The 15,846-nt window shown below is 64.0% G+C and carries 14 protein-coding genes; 8 read left to right on the top strand and 6 right to left on the bottom strand.

The window, feature by feature from the left end:
- Positions 1-17: 17 nt before the first annotated feature.
- From accC to cutA, 6 genes are all read right to left on the bottom strand, one after another.
- On the bottom strand, positions 18-1,361 hold the full coding sequence (gene accC, locus V7D81_RS14385; protein ID WP_324317414.1) for an acetyl-CoA carboxylase biotin carboxylase subunit: 1,344 nt from the start codon (positions 1,359-1,361) through the stop codon (positions 18-20).
- Between the two features lie 136 nt (positions 1,362-1,497).
- Positions 1,498-1,959 (bottom strand): acetyl-CoA carboxylase biotin carboxyl carrier protein, encoded by a 462-nt coding sequence (accB, locus tag V7D81_RS14380; protein WP_324317412.1) that lies wholly within the window; start codon positions 1,957-1,959, stop codon positions 1,498-1,500.
- A 23-nt stretch (positions 1,960-1,982) separates the two neighbouring features.
- A complete protein-coding gene (gene aroQ, locus V7D81_RS14375) occupies positions 1,983-2,435 on the bottom strand; it encodes a type II 3-dehydroquinate dehydratase (RefSeq protein WP_324317410.1) in 453 nt (150 codons plus the stop codon).
- A gap of 127 nt (positions 2,436-2,562) precedes the next feature.
- Positions 2,563-3,174, bottom strand: coding sequence for a TlpA family protein disulfide reductase (locus tag V7D81_RS14370; RefSeq protein ID WP_324317408.1), 612 nt, complete (start codon positions 3,172-3,174; stop codon positions 2,563-2,565).
- Between the two features lie 173 nt (positions 3,175-3,347).
- Entirely contained in the window at positions 3,348-5,600 is a 2,253-nt protein-coding gene (locus tag V7D81_RS14365) for a protein-disulfide reductase DsbD (protein WP_324317406.1), read from the bottom strand.
- On the bottom strand, positions 5,597-5,932 hold the full coding sequence (gene cutA, locus V7D81_RS14360; protein ID WP_324317404.1) for a divalent-cation tolerance protein CutA: 336 nt from the start codon (positions 5,930-5,932) through the stop codon (positions 5,597-5,599). Before cutA ends, V7D81_RS14365 begins: the two co-directional genes overlap by 4 nt.
- A gap of 226 nt (positions 5,933-6,158) precedes the next feature.
- Here cutA and groES point away from each other — a divergent pair, with 226 nt between their 5' ends.
- The 8 genes from groES to V7D81_RS14320 all read left to right on the top strand — a co-directional run bounded on the left by groES (position 6,159) and on the right by V7D81_RS14320 (position 15,829).
- Positions 6,159-6,449: a co-chaperone GroES gene (gene groES, locus V7D81_RS14355; RefSeq protein WP_324317450.1), complete on the top strand. Its 291-nt coding sequence runs from the start codon at positions 6,159-6,161 to the stop codon at positions 6,447-6,449.
- A 51-nt stretch (positions 6,450-6,500) separates the two neighbouring features.
- Positions 6,501-8,144 (top strand): chaperonin GroEL, encoded by a 1,644-nt coding sequence (gene groL / locus V7D81_RS14350; protein WP_324317402.1) that lies wholly within the window; start codon positions 6,501-6,503, stop codon positions 8,142-8,144.
- A gap of 171 nt (positions 8,145-8,315) precedes the next feature.
- A complete protein-coding gene (locus V7D81_RS14345; protein WP_324317400.1) occupies positions 8,316-8,555 on the top strand; it encodes a type II toxin-antitoxin system Phd/YefM family antitoxin in 240 nt (79 codons plus the stop codon).
- Between the two features lie 2 nt (positions 8,556-8,557).
- Positions 8,558-8,932: a type II toxin-antitoxin system VapC family toxin gene (locus V7D81_RS14340; RefSeq protein ID WP_324317398.1), complete on the top strand. Its 375-nt coding sequence runs from the start codon at positions 8,558-8,560 to the stop codon at positions 8,930-8,932.
- 25 nt (positions 8,933-8,957) lie between these two features.
- On the top strand, positions 8,958-10,418 hold the full coding sequence (locus V7D81_RS14335; protein ID WP_324317396.1) for a Wadjet anti-phage system protein JetA family protein: 1,461 nt from the start codon (positions 8,958-8,960) through the stop codon (positions 10,416-10,418).
- The gene (locus V7D81_RS14330; protein WP_324317394.1) at positions 10,415-11,074 is read left to right on the top strand and encodes a DUF4194 domain-containing protein; all 660 of its coding nucleotides are present in this window, start codon (positions 10,415-10,417) and stop codon (positions 11,072-11,074) included. Before V7D81_RS14335 ends, V7D81_RS14330 begins: the two co-directional genes overlap by 4 nt.
- On the top strand, positions 11,064-14,705 hold the full coding sequence (locus V7D81_RS14325; RefSeq protein ID WP_324317392.1) for an ATP-binding protein: 3,642 nt from the start codon (positions 11,064-11,066) through the stop codon (positions 14,703-14,705). Before V7D81_RS14330 ends, V7D81_RS14325 begins: the two co-directional genes overlap by 11 nt.
- A complete protein-coding gene (locus V7D81_RS14320) occupies positions 14,705-15,829 on the top strand; it encodes a Wadjet anti-phage system protein JetD domain-containing protein (RefSeq protein ID WP_324317390.1) in 1,125 nt (374 codons plus the stop codon). Before V7D81_RS14325 ends, V7D81_RS14320 begins: the two co-directional genes overlap by 1 nt.
- Positions 15,830-15,846 lie beyond the last annotated feature (17 nt).

The following is a 15,846-nucleotide window of genomic DNA, read 5'->3' as shown; positions in this document are numbered from 1 at the left end:
GACTGTCGTCACCGTCGTCACTTGATGCCGAGTCTCCGCTCCAGATAGTGAATATCCAGTCCGCCGGCCTTGAACGCCGCGTGATTGAAGATTTCCTGGTGCAGCGGGATGTTGGTCTTGATGCCTTCGATCACCATCTCCGACAGCGCGTTCTTCATGCGCGCAATGGCGGTATCGCGGTCTTCGCCGTAGGCGATCACCTTGCCGATCATCGAGTCGTAGAACGGCGGTACGACATAGCCGCTGTACAGATGGCTGTCGACGCGGATGCCGGGACCGCCGGGCGGATGGAACAGCTTCACCGGGCCGGGCGAAGGAATGAATCCTTTCGGATCTTCGGCGTTGATGCGGCATTCGATCGCGTGGCCGCGGATCTGGATGTCGTTCTGGGTCCAGGGCAGCTGTTCGCCGGCGGCGATGCGCAACTGCGCCTTCACGATGTCGATGCCCGTGATGAGTTCCGACACCGGATGCTCGACCTGCACGCGCGTGTTCATTTCGATGAAATAGAACTCGCCGTCCTGGTAGAGGAATTCCAGCGTGCCCGCGCCGCGATAACCGACGTCGCGGCAGGCGGCGATGCAGCGATCGCCGATCGCCTTGCGCTGCTTCGGGGTGATGCCGGGCGCAGGCGCTTCCTCGATGACCTTCTGGTGGCGGCGCTGCAGCGAGCAGTCGCGCTCGCCCAGGTGAATGACGTTGCCGTAGTGATCGGCCAGCACCTGGATCTCGATGTGGCGCGGCTTTTCGAGGAACTTCTCCATGTAGACCTCGGGGTTGCCGAAGGCCGCCAGGGCTTCCGCCTGCGTCACATTGATGGCATTGAGCAGCGTCGCATCGCTGTGCACGACGCGCATGCCGCGGCCACCGCCGCCGCCCGACGCCTTGATGATCACCGGGTAGCCGATCTCGCGCGCGATACGGAAAGTTTCATCGTTGTCCGTGCCGATCGGGCCGTCCGATCCCGGCACGCACGGCACGCCGGCCGCCTTCATCACGCGGATCGCCGACACCTTGTCGCCCATCATGCGGATCGTTTCCGGCTTCGGGCCGACGAAGATGAAACCGCTCTTCTCGACGCGCTCGGCGAAATCCGCATTCTCGGAAAGGAAGCCATAGCCCGGATGGATCGCCACCGAGTCGGTCACTTCCGCGGCGCTGATGATCGCCGGCATGTTGAGATAGCTTTCTTTCGACGCCGGCGGCCCGATGCAGACGGACTCGTCCGCGAGCAGCACGTGCTTCTGGTTGAAATCGGCGGTCGAATGCACGGCCACCGTCTTGATGCCGAGTTCGCGGCACGCGCGCAGGATGCGAAGCGCGATTTCGCCGCGATTGGCGATGACGACTTTTTCAAGCATGGGTGTGAGATCTTTTAAGAGTTCACACGGAGTTCACGGAGTTCACGGAGTTTTCCGATGAGGGGAAGGCCTCTCTTGCGGTTCTGCCGTTTCGACTCCGTGATCTCCGTGAACTCCGTGTGAAATTCTTCGGCTCTTACTCGATGATGAAGAGAGGCTGGCCGAACTCGACCGGCTCGCCGTTCTTCACCAGCACGGCCGTCACCTTGCCGGCCTTGTCGGACTCGATCTGGTTCATCATCTTCATGGCTTCGATGATGCAGAGCGTGTCGCCGACGTTCACTTCGCTGCCGATGTCGACGAACGACTTGGCGCCGGGCGTGGGAGCCGAATAGAACGTGCCCACCATCGGCGCCGTCACGGTGTGGTCATTGCGCGCGGCGACGGCCGGCGCGGCGGCTGCAACGGGAGCGACTGCGGGTGCAGCGATCGGCGCAGCAGCCGGCGCGGCTGCGTAGTGCACCACCGGTGCAGCGGCGCCGCCGCCCGGGGGATAGCGGCTGATGCGTACCGACTCTTCCCCTTCGCTGATCTCGATTTCTGCGATGCCCGATTCTTCGAGCAGTTCGATGAGTTTCTTTACCTTGCGGATATCCATGCGATGTCCTCTTTGTTCTTTTCCTATTTGCGGCTGTGGGCGGCGAGGTGATGAGCTGCGGCGCGCAGCGCCAGCTCGTACCCGAAAGCACCCAGTCCGGTGATGGTGCCGACAGCAATGTCGGAGAAATACGAGTGATGCCGGAAGGCCTCCCTCGCGTGAACGTTGCTCAGGTGCACTTCGATGAAGGGAATCTTCACGCCCAGCAGGGCATCGCGCAGGGCGATGCTGGTGTGGGTCAGTGCAGCCGGATTGAAAATGATGAAGGCGACATGCGTGCCCGGCGCTTCATGGATCTGGCCGATCAGTTCCGCTTCCGAATTGCTCTGGAAGGCGGACAGGTGATGGCCGGATTCCGCGGCGATCTGGGTCATCCGGGCCGTGATCTGGTCCAGGGTGACCGCCCCATAGAGGCCCGGCTCGCGCGTACCGAGCAGGTTCAGATTCGGGCCATTGAGGAGCAAAAGGTGGGCCATAAGCCGTGTGTCGAGCGGGCTCGTCAGGTCACTTAGCCGGAGATGGCGGCGATTTGTATCAGTTTTCTGTCGCTTTAGCGATGCTTTCGCGGCAAAGGCAGGCGTTGCCGGGCGACAGGGCCGGGGTTCAGCCCTCGGCCGGCTTGATCTCGTCCAGTTGGTCGGCGGCAACGGTGCGGGCCGCGGCGGGGGTGAGTTCGCCGCTGTTTACCCGCTTCACGGCATCGATCATGACGGCCGACTGGGGCTTCGTCAGCTCCCCGAGATGGGTCAGGACGATGCGGCCCTGATTGTCGGTGAAGACGGTGAAGGGAAAGCCGATCGACCCCATGCCGAAGCTGTTGACCGCGTCGAGGCCGTCCTGCTCGCCGATCAGGATCGGGTAGTCGATCCCGATCTCGGTCGCGTACTTGAGCACGTCATCGCGGAAATCCACCGCGACGCCCACGACCTGGAAGCCCTCCGCTTCATGCGCCTTGTTGATCTCGCGCAGCAGCGGGATTTCGCGGCGGCACGGCGCACACCAGGTGGCCCAGAAGTTCACGATCATCGATTTGCCGGTCCACGAGCGGATCGACCTCGGGGTGCCTTCGCGATCCTCCAGCGTGAAATCGGGCAGATCGGTGGGGATTTTCGCTTCCGCAGGTTCAGGCGCTGCCGCGGTCACCGGCGCAGCTTCCGGCACGACCTGCGGGGCGATGCCATAGCGATAGATGGCGAACCCGGCGGCGGCGGCCACGACCGCAACGGCGACATAGACGACTGCTTTCACGCGGAACCTCGGCGGAGAGAGGAGACGAGAGCCGTATAAAAGAGGAAAAAAAGAAAAGGAAAATTCGCTGCTCGGAAAGCAGGGATTTTCGAGTATTTCTTTTATGCCTCTTTTTATTGCGGCTCCCGCTTCTGAACGGACTAACCGGCCGCGAAGGCCGCCACGACATGGTCGCGGAAACGCTCGGCGGGGGTGAATCCTACCAGCCGGAAGTTCCTGCGTTCGACTCCCGCGGACGTGAAGAAGGCGATGGTCGGCGGGCCGAAGATCTCGAAACGGGCCAGCAGCGCCTTGTCGTCTTCGTCGTTGGCGGTGATGTCGGCCTGCAGCAGCACGGCGCCGCTCAGGGCCGCCTGCACGCCGGCGTCGGTGAAGGTGTATTTCTCCATTTCCTTGCAGGCGACGCACCAGTCCGCATAGAAATCGAGCATCACGGGCTTGCCGGCTGCAGTGGCGGCAGCGACTTCGCGATCGAGATCGGCGACGGACTTGATGCGTTGAAAAGCGAGGCCGTGATCTGCCTGCGCAGCCAGCGTCGTTCCGCCGCCGAGGCGCAGATTCCCCAGCGGCTGCAGCGGATCGTGATTACCGGAGGCGGCGCCGATCAACAGCAGGATGCCGTAGACCAGTGCCATGAGCCCGACGGCGCGCACGGGCGAGGCGATCGGTTGGCCGCTGCGGCCCTTGAGCGAAAAGATCCAGAAACCGGCGATGCCGGCGAGCGCCGACCACAGCAGCATCGTGAATGCATCCGGCAGCAGCGGCTGCGCGAGATAGATCGCAACGCCGAGGAACAGCACGCCGAAGAGCTGCTTGACCGTGTCCATCCACGGCCCCGCCTTCGGCAGCAGCGTTCCTGCCGAGGCGCCGACGATCAGCAACGGCACGCCCATGCCGAGTCCCGTCGCGTACAGCGCCGCGGCACCGCGCAGGATCTGGCGCGACTGGCTGATCACCGACAGCGCCGCGATGATGGCCGGCGCAACGCACGCCGTGACGACCAGCGCCGACAGCGCCCCCATGATGAACGTGCCGATGTAGGTGCCCGACTTCTGCTGGTTGCTGACGTCGGTGAGACGGGTCTGTAGCGCCGCCGGCATCTGCAGCGTGTAGGCACCGAACATCGCGAACGCCAGCGCCACGAACAGCAGCACCATCAGCGTGATGATCCAGGGCTGCTGGAAGAACGCCTGGGGCGCCTGCTTGAAGGCGAGCACGAAGATCGCGCCGGCCGCGGCGTAGGTCAGCGCCATGCCCTGCACGTAGGTGAAGGCGAGGGCGAAGCTGCGTTTGCGGGTCACGTTCTCGCCCTGGCCGACGATGATGCCGGACAGGATCGGGATCATCGGCAGTACGCAAGGTGTCAGCGACAGCAGCAGCCCGGCGCCGAAGAACGTCAGCAGTGCGTACATGAGATTGTCGCCCTGCAGTGCCGAGGCCAGACGATCCTGCTCCGCCACCAGCGGCGCGCCCGCCGAAGGCTTTTCCACCGCTGCAGGCAGCGTGGTGGCGGCGTCGGTCGGCAGCAACTCCACCGCGACCGTCTTGGTGATCGGGTTGTAGCAGAGCCCGCCCTCGGCGCAGCCCTGATAGGTGACATTGAGTGTGAGTGTTCCCGTCGACCCCGCTGCCCGCGCGATGGGCAGGCTGGCTTCGAGCACCTCGTGATAGACCTCGGTATCGCCGAAGAACTCGTCGTGCTTCGGATCGCCCTGCGGCAACTGCAACTGGCCGAGTTGCACGTTCGACGTATCGCTGGTGACCGAGATGCGGTGCTTATAGAGGTAGTAGCCGTCGGCGATGATCCAGGTGAGCGCCACCGAGTCGGGCCGTTCCATGCCCGCGCCGAAGCGGAACGCCTGGTCGGGCGGCAGGAATTCGTCGTTGGATGCCTTTGGTTTGAGGAAGGATTTCAGATCCGCGCCGCCTGCGGCCGCAGCCGGCACGACGACTTCGGTCTTCCATTTCAGCGGCGGATAGCAGAGCCCCGCATCCGCGCAGCCCTGCAGTTTCAGTTCGACGGCGAGCTTGTCCGGTCGTCCTGAGTGGAAGGTGAGCGGTACGGGGACATCGACCTTGCCGCGATAGATCTCCTGCTCGCCGAAGTATTCGTCGCTGTGCGCCTCGCCCTTGGGCCAGAGGGGCTCGCCGCTCTGCACGGTCGACATCGTCGAGGCTACGCCCATCTTCTTCTTGTAGAGGTAGTAGCCCTTCTCGATGGTCCAGCTGACGATGAGCTGATCGTTCTCGATCCGGGTCGTGTACTTGTAGGCGTCCTCGGGGCGCAGGAAGTCGTCCTTTGCAAAGGATGGCCCGGTGATCGCCAATGCCAGCAGCATCAATCCGGTTCTGGCCAGTTGCCAGCCGCCAGTCGCCAGTCGGCCTGTCTTCATCTTCCGTCCTTATCCGTAACGCCCTGTCGGACCCACTCCAGATATCGTTCGTTCCCGCCGCTCACGGGCAGGATCAGCCATTCTGGAAGCTCATAGGGGTGCAGGGCCTTGAGCCGCGCCTCAAGTTCGCCAACCCGTCCCGCCGTGGTCTTGATGACCAGAAGCACCTCGGGATCGTCCTGAAGCTCGTCCTGCCAGACATAAGTCGACCGCACGCCTTCGATGCGATTGACGCAGGTGGCCAGCCGTTCGGTGACCAGCGTCTCGGCCAGCCGTTGCGCCGTGGCGGCGTCGGGACAGGTCGAAAGCACCACAATTACTTGATCGGTCATGGATTTAGTGCCATCGCCGGGGCCGCGAGGATAGCGGTGCGATCCCGCGGGTGTCACCCACGTCCCATGGAAACTCGGCTTGAAATTAAAAAGTCGCCCCCTATGATTAGCAGCCGCCAAGGGTGAGTGCTAACGCCGGTTCCGACGGGGCCGCCACCCGAGCGAATCCCGATTCGTTTCCTATCCATCAAGACCTTAATTCGAGGTTTGAGTTATGGCTGACAAGCTGAAGATTCGTCCATTGCACGATCGCGTGATCATCAAGCGTCTCGACGAGGAGCGCACCTCCCCGGGCGGCATCGTGATCCCTGACTCCGCGACCGAGAAGCCCATCAAGGGCAAGGTCATCGCCGTGGGCAAGGGCAAGATCCTCGAAGACGGCAATGTTCGTCCGCTCGACGTCAAGGTCGGCGACAACATCCTGTTCGGCAAGTACAGCGGCACGGAAGTGAAGGTCGACGGCGAAGAGCTTCTCGTCATGCGCGAAGAAGACGTGATGGCCGTCATCGAGAAGTAATCGCTTCTCCTTCCATCGCACAGAATTTTCTGAATCAGAGGTTGAACTCAAATGGCTGCTAAAGAAGTACGTTTCAGCGATGACGCCCGCGCGCGCATGCTCAAGGGTGTGAACATCCTGGCAAACGCCGTCAAGGCGACGCTCGGCCCCAAGGGCCGCAATGCGGTGCTCGAGAAGAGCTTCGGCGCCCCCACCGTCACGAAGGACGGTGTGTCGGTCGCGAAGGAAATCGAGCTCAAGGACAAGTTCGAAAACATGGGCGCGCAGATGGTGAAGGAAGTTGCTTCCAACACCTCTGACGAAGCCGGCGACGGTACGACCACCGCCACCGTGCTCGCCCAGGCCATCGTCCGTGAAGGCCTGAAGGCTGTCGCCGCTGGCGCCAACCCGATGGACCTGAAGCGCGGCATCGACGCCGGCGTCGCCGCCGCCGTCGAAGAGCTGAAGAAGCTCTCCAAGCCCTGCAAGGACCAGAAGGCCATCGCGCAGGTCGGCACGATCTCCGCGAACTCGGATGAATCGATCGGCAAGACCATCGCCGACGCGATGGAAAAGGTCGGCAAGGCCGGCGTGATCACCGTTGAAGAAGGCTCGGGCCTGCAGAACGAACTCGACGTCGTCGAGGGCATGCAGTTCGACCGCGGCTACCTCTCGCCGTATTTCATCAACAACCAGCAGGCGCAGACCTCGGAGCACGACAACCCGTACATCCTCCTGTACGAGAAGAAGATCTCCAACGTCCGCGAAATGCTGCCGCTGCTCGAAGGCATCGCGAAGGCCGGCCGTCCGCTGCTGATCGTCGCTGAAGACGTCGAAGGCGAAGCCCTGGCAACGCTGGTCGTCAACACGATCCGTGGCATCGTCAAGGTGGCTGCCGTCAAGGCGCCGGGCTTCGGCGATCGCCGCAAGGCCATGCTGCAGGACATCGCGATCCTCACCGGCGGCACCGTAATTTCTGATGAGGTCGGATTGTCGCTCGAAAAGGCGACGCTGAACGACCTCGGCGAAGCCAAGAAGATCGTCGTCGAGAAGGAAAACAGCACCATCATCGACGGCAAGGGCAAGAGCTCGGAGATCAAGGCCCGCATCGAGCAGATCAACCAGCAGATCAAGGACGCGACGTCCGACTACGACAAGGAAAAGCTGCAGGAACGCGTTGCGAAGCTCTCCGGCGGTGTTGCCGTGATCAAGGTCGGCGCTGCCACCGAAATCGAAATGAAGGAAAAGAAGGCCCGCGTCGAAGACGCGCTGCACGCAACCCGTGCCGCCGTTGAAGAAGGCGTGGTCCCTGGCGGTGGCGTTGCCCTGATCCGCGCTCAGAAGGCCGTCGAGAAGCTCGAAGCCAAGAACGAAGATCAGCAGTTCGGCATCCGCATCCTGTCGCGTTCGATCGAAGAGCCGCTGCGCCAGATCGTCACGAACGCCGGCGAAGACGCCGCGGTCGTGCTGGCGAAGGTGAAGGAAGGCAAGGGCACGTACGGCTACAACGCTGCAACCAGCGAGTACGGCGACATGCTCGAGCTCGGCATCCTGGATCCGACCAAGGTCACGCGCCTGGCACTGCAGAACGCAGCGTCGGTCGCCGGCCTGCTCCTGACGACCGAGGTGATGATCGCCGAGGCGCCGAAGGAAGAAGCCGACCACGCTCATGGCGCCCCGGGCGGCATGGGTGGAATGGGCGGAATGGATATGTAATTCAGGCCAACGGGCCTGCCGGCAAACTGGCCTGCTGGCCAGAGCCGGAAAAGAGCTGGAAGCTCCGGAAAGCCCCGCGCAAGCGGGGCTTTCTTTTTGGCGTCTCGGTCTTGTCTGGAACGAAGCGCGACCACTAAACTAAGGTTAGTTCACAGCCGCAGCCGTACCCTCATGAGCAGCACCGTCAACATCCATGAAGCCAAGACGCACCTGTCGCGCATCGTCGACGACGTTGCAGCAGGGGCGGAGGTCATCATTGCCAAGGCGGGCAAGCCCATGGCGCGTCTTTCTCCTATTCAAGGCATCGTTCGACCCAAGAAATTCGGCCTGCTGAAGGGCAAGCTGAAGATTCCCGAGGATTTCAACGCGCCGCTGAGCGACGACGAACTGTCGGCGTTCGACGGGCGCTGACAATGCGCCTGCTGCTTGATACGCATCTACTGCTCTGGGCGCTCGCACAGCCAGACAGGCTCTCTGCAGCAACCCGCAAGCAAATCTCCGCAGCCGAGGTCTATGTCAGCGCTGCGTCGATCTGGGAGATAAGCATCAAGGTCGGACTGGGAAAGCTCGACGCTGACCCAGATCAGATTCTTGAGGCGATTGAGCCTGCTGGCTTCATGCTGTTGCCCATCACCGCCGAGCACGCCGTCAAAGTCGCGAAACTCCCTGCATTGCACAAGGATCCATTCGATCGCATGCTGGCCGCACAGGCTTCGGTCGAGCCGATGATCCTGCTGACGAACGATGAAGCATTGCGCGGCTATGGATCGTTTGTGACGATCGTCTGATGACCCGGGAACGCCGCGCCATCTGATGGAAACTTCCGCAGCATTCTTCGCGGACCAGCGGCTGCACTTCTTCCGCCCGCTCACCGGCAAGTACCGCGAGCAGGTGATGGCCTGTCTGCGCGCGCTGTATGCGCGCCTCTACAGCTCGCTAGCCGACTACAGCCGCATCGTGCAGCGCGATCTGGTGATGGAAGTGTTCCAGGAAGCGATCACCCGCACGCCCGTGCTGGATGCGTCGGAGGACGACACGGTGCTGCCGGTGCGCGGCGACCGCGAACAGGCTGGCTGGATGCTGAACCTGCTGCTCGAATACGGCTGGCTCGAACGCCACGTCGACGAAGTGACGCTGACCAGCACCTATGCGTTTTCGCGCATCGGCCGGCTGTTCACGCAGCCGATGCACGAGCTGGAGGGCGGGCGGTTCCGTACGCGTCATCGCAATACCCGAAACACCTGCAACGCGCTGCGTTCCTTTCTCGACAAGCCCGAACACGAGGCATCCAACCTGCTCGACGCCTACGAATACTCCGAACGCATCGTCTCGGATTTTTCCGACGTCATCGCCGAACTCGAAGAGCGCAAGCGCGAGCTGATCCGCGACGTCGAGGCGCAGCAGCTCGTGCAGCGCGCCTCGGACGAATTCTTCGATTTCATGGAAAAGCGCTTCATGCCCGACCTCGCGGTGCGCTTTTCCGAAGACAGCGTCATCAAGTATCGCGAGGAACTGGACGGACTGTTGCGCCGCGCGCGGGCGCAGCGCCGCGACACCAAGGCCAATGTCGAGCGCGAGCTGCGCCGTATTGCGCCCGAACTCGTGACCGGTCCGCGCGATTCCGTCTACGTGCAGGTGCTGAACCAGATCGAGAACCGCCTGCACAGCGCGGCCGACACCATGCTGCCGGCGCTGCGCAACTCTCTGCATGGCTTCACTCGACGCGCCGACATCCTGCTGCGGCAGTTGAGCTTCTCCGAAGCCAGCCAGCACCTGCTGCTGGATGCCTTCGATGAGTTGTCGAAGCAGACGCCGGAACAGCAGGAGCAGGCGTTCGCCGCCGCCGCCGAGCACATGGCGGTGCTGGAAGTCGGCTTCGTCGATCCCGATCGCCTGCGGCTCCACAACGCCGAACGCCGCCGCGTCATCGATCGCAGCATCGAATCCGTGCAGGACGATCCGCAGGCGCGGCGCCGGCTGTTCATCGAGCAGGCGCTGGAGCGCGCCTTCGCCGTGAACAATCGCGAGCTGTACGGCTACCTGGTCGATTCGCTGGCCGGCGGCCACGAAGTGCGCACGGCCAGCCTGCCGGTGCGCGATGCGCGCGAATTGCTGTATGCGGCCCATGCCATCGAGGCCGGCGCCTCCGGCTGGGGCGCGAACGCGGGCTATCGTTTCGAAGTCGTCGAAACCGGCCGGCGCCTGCGCACGGAGTACTACGACGCCATGGACGAGTTCGTCATTCGCGTGATCGAGGAACGACCGACCGCATGAACCTGCAGAGCTACATCGAAGACCGCCTCGGAGCGAGCGCCATCAGCGTCGATCAGCTGCAGGAGCTGCTGGTGCGCCTGCTCAACTACGGCGTGCTGGTGCGTGACGACTCGCAGACCGTGCGCGACCTCTACGATCGCTTCGTGCGCATCGAAGAGCTGGTCACGGAAATCCTGGCGCTGCAGGCGATCCAGGTGCATCACGACCGGCGCTTCGAATACGTGCGCCTGTATCCGCCCGGCAGCCGCACGCCCGGCATGGACTTCGCCGAAGAGCACGCCTTCGGCGGCAGCCTGCGCGCGCTGCTCACGCAGAACGAAGTCGCCGTCGTGCTGGTGCTGCGTGCGCAGTACGACAAAGCCGTGCGCGAGGGCAAGATCGACGAGCACGGCTATGCCGCCGAACCGCTCGAAGCCATCAGCCTCGCGATGAAGAAGTGGCTGAATCGCAGCATGCCGGAGCGACTGTCAGACCGGCGTGAGGTGTTCAAGCGGCTGCGCAAGCTGCGACTGATCGACTATCGCGACGAGGAGGACCTGGAGCAGGTCGAAGCCTGGATCCGCATTCATCCGATGATCGTCGACTTCGTCGGCACCGAGGCCATCCAGGCGTTGCAGCCGCCGGCCGCCGAGAACGGAGCAGCGCGTGTTTCTTAAGACGCTCGTCCTGATCAACTGGGGCAACATTCCCAACGGCGAATTCGCCATGGGGCCGATCAACCTGTTCTCGGGCGCGAACGGCTCGGGCAAGACGACGGCTGCCGATGCGCTGCAGACCCTGATGACGGCGGCGCACGAGAACCTGTTCCACTACAACCCCGGCCAGGAGGAGACGACGCAGCGCGGCCGCGGCGGCAAGCGCGTGCGCACGCTCGCGTCCTACATTCTCGGCTGCGATGACGGCAGCTACGCGAGAACGCAGCCGACGGATGGCTACATCGCCGCCGTGTTCCATCCGACGCAGGGCGAGTCCGCCGAACCGTTCACTGCGGTCATCGCGGTGCGGGCGTGGCTCGATGCCTCGGGCAAGCAGCCGCTGGCCCGCGAAGACCAGATCGCGTTCTTCGTGCTGCCGGGCATCGAACTGGGGCTGGATGCGTTCGTCGCGAAACAGCAGGTCGCGCTGCTGGACGACATCGAAAAGTCGCTGATCACGCGCTTCGGCAAGAAATCCGTCGAACGCTACGACCAGAAGCGCGCCTACCTGCGCCGGCTGTATGCGGCGCTGCGCGGCAAGAAGGATTCCGTCGCCGAACGCGAAGCGATGGCGGCGGCCCGCGCGTTCTCGCGCTTCATGGCCTACAAGCCGGTCAGCAGCATCACGCAGTTCGTCGCTGACGAAGTTCTCGAACGCAAGGATCTCGGCGAAGCCGTGCGTTCGGTGTCGAGCCAGCTCAAGACCATTCACGACATGGAGCGCGAAGCGCAGGCCTACAAGGAAAGCGCGGCACTGCTGGAGCAGGCGGGGCACCACGCGCAGTCCTACATCGAAGGCTGGATCGAGCGCGTGACGCTCGACTATTCGCTGGCGCAGGCCGATTACCGGCAGCGTCAGGAGCACTATCTGAAAGCGCGCAGCGAGCGCGATGCGGTGACGCGCCAGGTCAAGGACAACATCGACGAACTCGCCGCGATCGAACAGCAGCGTGAACAGGTGCACAGCGCGGTGGTACGACTGGAGGCGCAGCGCGAGAACGTCGAGCCGCTGCGGCGCAAGGATCAGCTGGAGCGCGACCAGAAATCGCTGACGGGAAAACTGACGGAAACCGTGCGCGAACTGCTCGGTCAGGACCAGCAGCTGCAGCGCAACCTGCAGGCGGCGCGCAGCCTCGCGCAATTGCTCGCGTCGCCGTCGCTGCTGGCGGAGCTGCCGCATCTCGCCGACATGCAGGGCCGGCGTCTGGTCGAGCAGGCGCGTTCGTTCGACAAGGTCGGCGACGTCGATCTGTCGAGCTTCCTGCAGAAGGATCTGACCGGCGACCTGACGATGCTGGAACAGCACCTGCAGCTCGCACGCAATGCGCAGCGCGCGCACAACGAACTCGCGGATCACTGGCGTCTGGCGCAGCCGGACCAGCTCACGCGGCGCGATCAGCTCGCCGATGCGCATGGCGCGCGCCGTCGCCGCTATGAAACGCTGGCGGGTCAGTGCCAGCAGAAGCAGCAGGAGATCGAACGACTCGAAGCGAAACAGACGGTGTATCCCATCTACGTCGAGCGGGCGCTGGCGGCGATCCGCGCGCAATGCCCGAAGGCCGATGCGCGCGTGCTGTGCGATCACATCGAAGTCACCGACGTGCGCTGGCAGTCGGCCATCGAGGGTTACATCGGCGGCGCGCGCTTCGGCATCATCGTCGATGCCGACTACGAGGCCGACGCCATCCGCATCGTGCGTGCGATGCCGGGCCGCGACAATCGCGCCCGCGTGATCCAGGGCGCGAAGGCGCTGCGCGACGCGTCGCGCGTCAATCTGCAGTCGGCATCGATCGTCCATGTATTGAAGTTCACCCACGGCGTGGCGCAGGCGTACATCACAGCGAGCTATGGCGGCGTCGTGCGGGTCGACACCGCCGAAGAACTGCGCCAGACCGCGCGCGGCGTGACCGCCGACGGCATGGGCTCCGGCAACTACGCCATGTTCCGCTGCGACATCGCCGACGCCGATCTGGTGTTCGGCGCCGCCGCGCGGGAACGCGCACTGAACGCGCGCCGCCAGGAACTCGAACAGTTGCTGCGCTCCCGCCAGGAAGCGAACGACCAGATGCAGGAAACCGCGCGCCTGCTCGACGCCGTGGATCGACTCCAGCCGGTGACCTACGCCGATGGACTCGGCGCCGTGCTGGCGACGCATCGCGACATCCGCGCCATCGACATGCTGCTGGCGCAGCTCGACGTCGGCGCCTGGAAGTCGCTCGACGAACAGTTGCAGCGGCTGCAGGGCGAGGAGCGCGACCTGTGGTCGCGCATCGGTGCGCTCAACAAGCATCGCGGCGAACTCGATCACGAGATGACGACGCTCGCGCGCCGCATCGAAACGCTCGGCGAACAGAAGGACACCGCGCAGGATCAGATGCAGGCAGCCGAGGATCAACTGCGCGTCCTGCATACCGGCTGGCCGGAGTTCGATCTCGACGCGCGCCTGCGCTACGCCGCGCAGGAATCGCAATCGATCGACCTGACCCGCGCCGAGGCGCTGCGCGAAGAAGTCACCGCCCGGCTCATGAAGTCCGAACGGGCCATGGGCGAGACCCTGCAGGAACACAATCGCCGCACGACGCGTCCCTCGGACGCCATCGTCTACACGAGCTTTATCGGCACCTACGACGCCGCGTTGTTCGACGGCATCTGCGGACTGCGCCGCGAGATCGACCGCGTCTACAACATTCTCCGCAACAACGTGCTGGTGGAAAAACACGCGCAGCTGCAGCAGTTGAAGCTGAGCTTCAACAATGCCTTCGTCTCGCATCTGTGCCAGGAAATCCACCAGGCCATCAGCGAGGGCAAGCGCCACCTGGATCTGCTCAACAAGGAGCTGGAAGGGCATCGCTTCGGCTCGGATCGCGAACACTTCCGCTTCGCCGCCGAGTGGGTGCCCGAATATCGCGACTACGCACGCTTCTTCGAGGACGTCGTGCGCAATCCCGGCGTCGAGGGCGACACCCTGTTCGAGAGCAAGCTGTCGGCGAAGTCGGCCGCGGTGCGCGATGCGCTCATGTCGCTGCTGCTCGGCGAAGACGAACAGAAGTCGCAGCGCGAACTGGAACGCATCGCCGACTACCGCAACTACTATCGCTACGAGATCTACAAGGAAGTCGAAGGCAAGCCGCCGATCGCGCTGTCCGAGTACGGCACCGGCAGCGGCGGCCAGCTCGAAACGCCGGCCTACATCATCCGCGCCGCCAGCATCACCTCGGCGCTGCGCTATACCGAAGGCGTCAATCACCTGCGCATGGTGCTGGTGGACGAGGCCTTCTCGAAAATGGACGAGACCCGTTCGCGCGAAGTCATCGACTACCTGACCCGCACGCTCGGCCTGCAGCTGCTGTTCATCATGCCGACCAGCAAGTGCGGCCCGTTCATGGATCTCATCAGCAACGAGTTCGTGTTCGCGAAAGTGCCGAGCGCGCCGCGCGGCGAACTGCACACGCGTGTGCTGGTGGATCGCAAGCAGTGCAACCAGGAACGCATCAAGGCGCTGTGGGCGCAGCATCGCCGCACGGTGCAGCAGCAGGCGGAAATGGATTTCATGGACGACGTGCTGGAAGCGCAGCCTGCCGGATCGCGCTGATGGACGCGCGGCCGGTCTGGCTGGATGACGAGCCGGAACTGCTCGCGCTGCTGAATGCGGTCCTGGACCGCTTCGATCATCAGTCCGGCGAGACGCGCCAGAAGTCGATCGTATTCAAGGTCGAAGAACATCTGCCGTCGCTGGCCAGCGCCGATGCGGCGGCCGACCAGCGCTGGGCGTTGCTGCAGATGCTGAAGCGATACGGCGTACTGTCGATCCGCAGCGGACGGCGCAGTGTCTATGACCCCGAATGGCAGGCCGCGAAGGTCGCATTCGCTCCGGAGTCGGAAGAGATACTGCGCGCCTGGCTCGGCCGCGCGCCGACCGAACGCGCGATGCAGGCGTGGCGTCGCGCGGTGCTGTCTCATGCGCTGGCATTCGCCGATGGCGGTGCGGCATTGCTGAGCCGGCGCATCGTCATCGGCGACCGCACGCCGGATGAAGTCGTGGCGGCCCTGGCCCGCAGTGCGGACATCGCCGGTCCGGCGACGCTGCGACAGCTGAGCGCCTTCGCGTTCTGGGGCGATTCCAAGGTGCTGGACGAACGCGGCGATCTGGTGGCCGCGCTGTTCCCGCAGCTCGACGTGCTCGATCGTCCCATCGTCGTCGCCGTGCATCTGCCGGCGCGCGCCGACGGCATCCTCTTCATCGAGAATCAGGATACGTACACCGCCGCCGCGCGCGGCACGCCGGCGCAGGCGCAGGATCTGGCGCTGGTGTATGCCTCCGGATTTCGCAGTTCCGCACTGCGCATCCGCGCGCGCTCCGGCGCATTGCTGCACTTTGCGGGCGCCGGCGCGGCGGATGCGCGGGCTGCTTTCGAGCGCTGGTGGTTCGATGCGGGTGAACCCGCGGGCCCGTGTCATTTCTGGGGCGATCTCGATTTCGCCGGCATGCAGATACTGAAGACGCTGCGACAGCGATTCGGCGACGTGACTGCCTGGCGGTGCGGCTACGAGCCGATGCTGGCGGTGCTGCGCCAGTCCGGTGGCCACCGGGGCGGCAGCGAGTCGCGCGGCCAGATCGATCCGGTCGCCACGGGCTGCGCGTTTGCAGACGAGGCGTTGCTGCCGGCCATTCGCGAGTACGGCCAGCTGGACCAGGAACTCCCGATGGGGTTGTGATCCGGCGTCTGCGGCGT

This window comes from Povalibacter sp. (genome assembly GCF_036735925.1).
Classification (GTDB): Bacteria; Pseudomonadota; Gammaproteobacteria; order Steroidobacterales; family Steroidobacteraceae; genus Steroidobacter.
The sequence above is the reverse complement of the archived record's forward strand: the minus strand, read 5'-3'. Positions and strand labels throughout refer to the sequence as shown.

Bases quoted from the DNA above. Each gene is read 5' to 3' on its own strand.
- accC (WP_324317414.1), bottom strand. From the start codon at position 1,361: ATGCTTGAAAAAGTCGTCATCGCCAATCGCGGCGAAATCGCGCTTCGC.
- accB (WP_324317412.1), bottom strand. From the start codon at position 1,959: ATGGATATCCGCAAGGTAAAGAAACTCATCGAACTGCTCGAAGAATCG.
- aroQ (WP_324317410.1), bottom strand. From the start codon at position 2,435: ATGGCCCACCTTTTGCTCCTCAATGGCCCGAATCTGAACCTGCTCGGT.
- V7D81_RS14365 (WP_324317406.1), bottom strand. From the start codon at position 5,600: ATGAAGACAGGCCGACTGGCGACTGGCGGCTGGCAACTGGCCAGAACC.
- cutA (WP_324317404.1), bottom strand. From the start codon at position 5,932: ATGACCGATCAAGTAATTGTGGTGCTTTCGACCTGTCCCGACGCCGCC.
- groL (WP_324317402.1), top strand. From the start codon at position 6,501: ATGGCTGCTAAAGAAGTACGTTTCAGCGATGACGCCCGCGCGCGCATG.
- V7D81_RS14345 (WP_324317400.1), top strand. From the start codon at position 8,316: ATGAGCAGCACCGTCAACATCCATGAAGCCAAGACGCACCTGTCGCGC.
- V7D81_RS14340 (WP_324317398.1), top strand. From the start codon at position 8,558: ATGCGCCTGCTGCTTGATACGCATCTACTGCTCTGGGCGCTCGCACAG.
- V7D81_RS14335 (WP_324317396.1), top strand. From the start codon at position 8,958: ATGGAAACTTCCGCAGCATTCTTCGCGGACCAGCGGCTGCACTTCTTC.
- V7D81_RS14330 (WP_324317394.1), top strand. From the start codon at position 10,415: ATGAACCTGCAGAGCTACATCGAAGACCGCCTCGGAGCGAGCGCCATC.
- V7D81_RS14320 (WP_324317390.1), top strand. From the start codon at position 14,705: ATGGACGCGCGGCCGGTCTGGCTGGATGACGAGCCGGAACTGCTCGCG.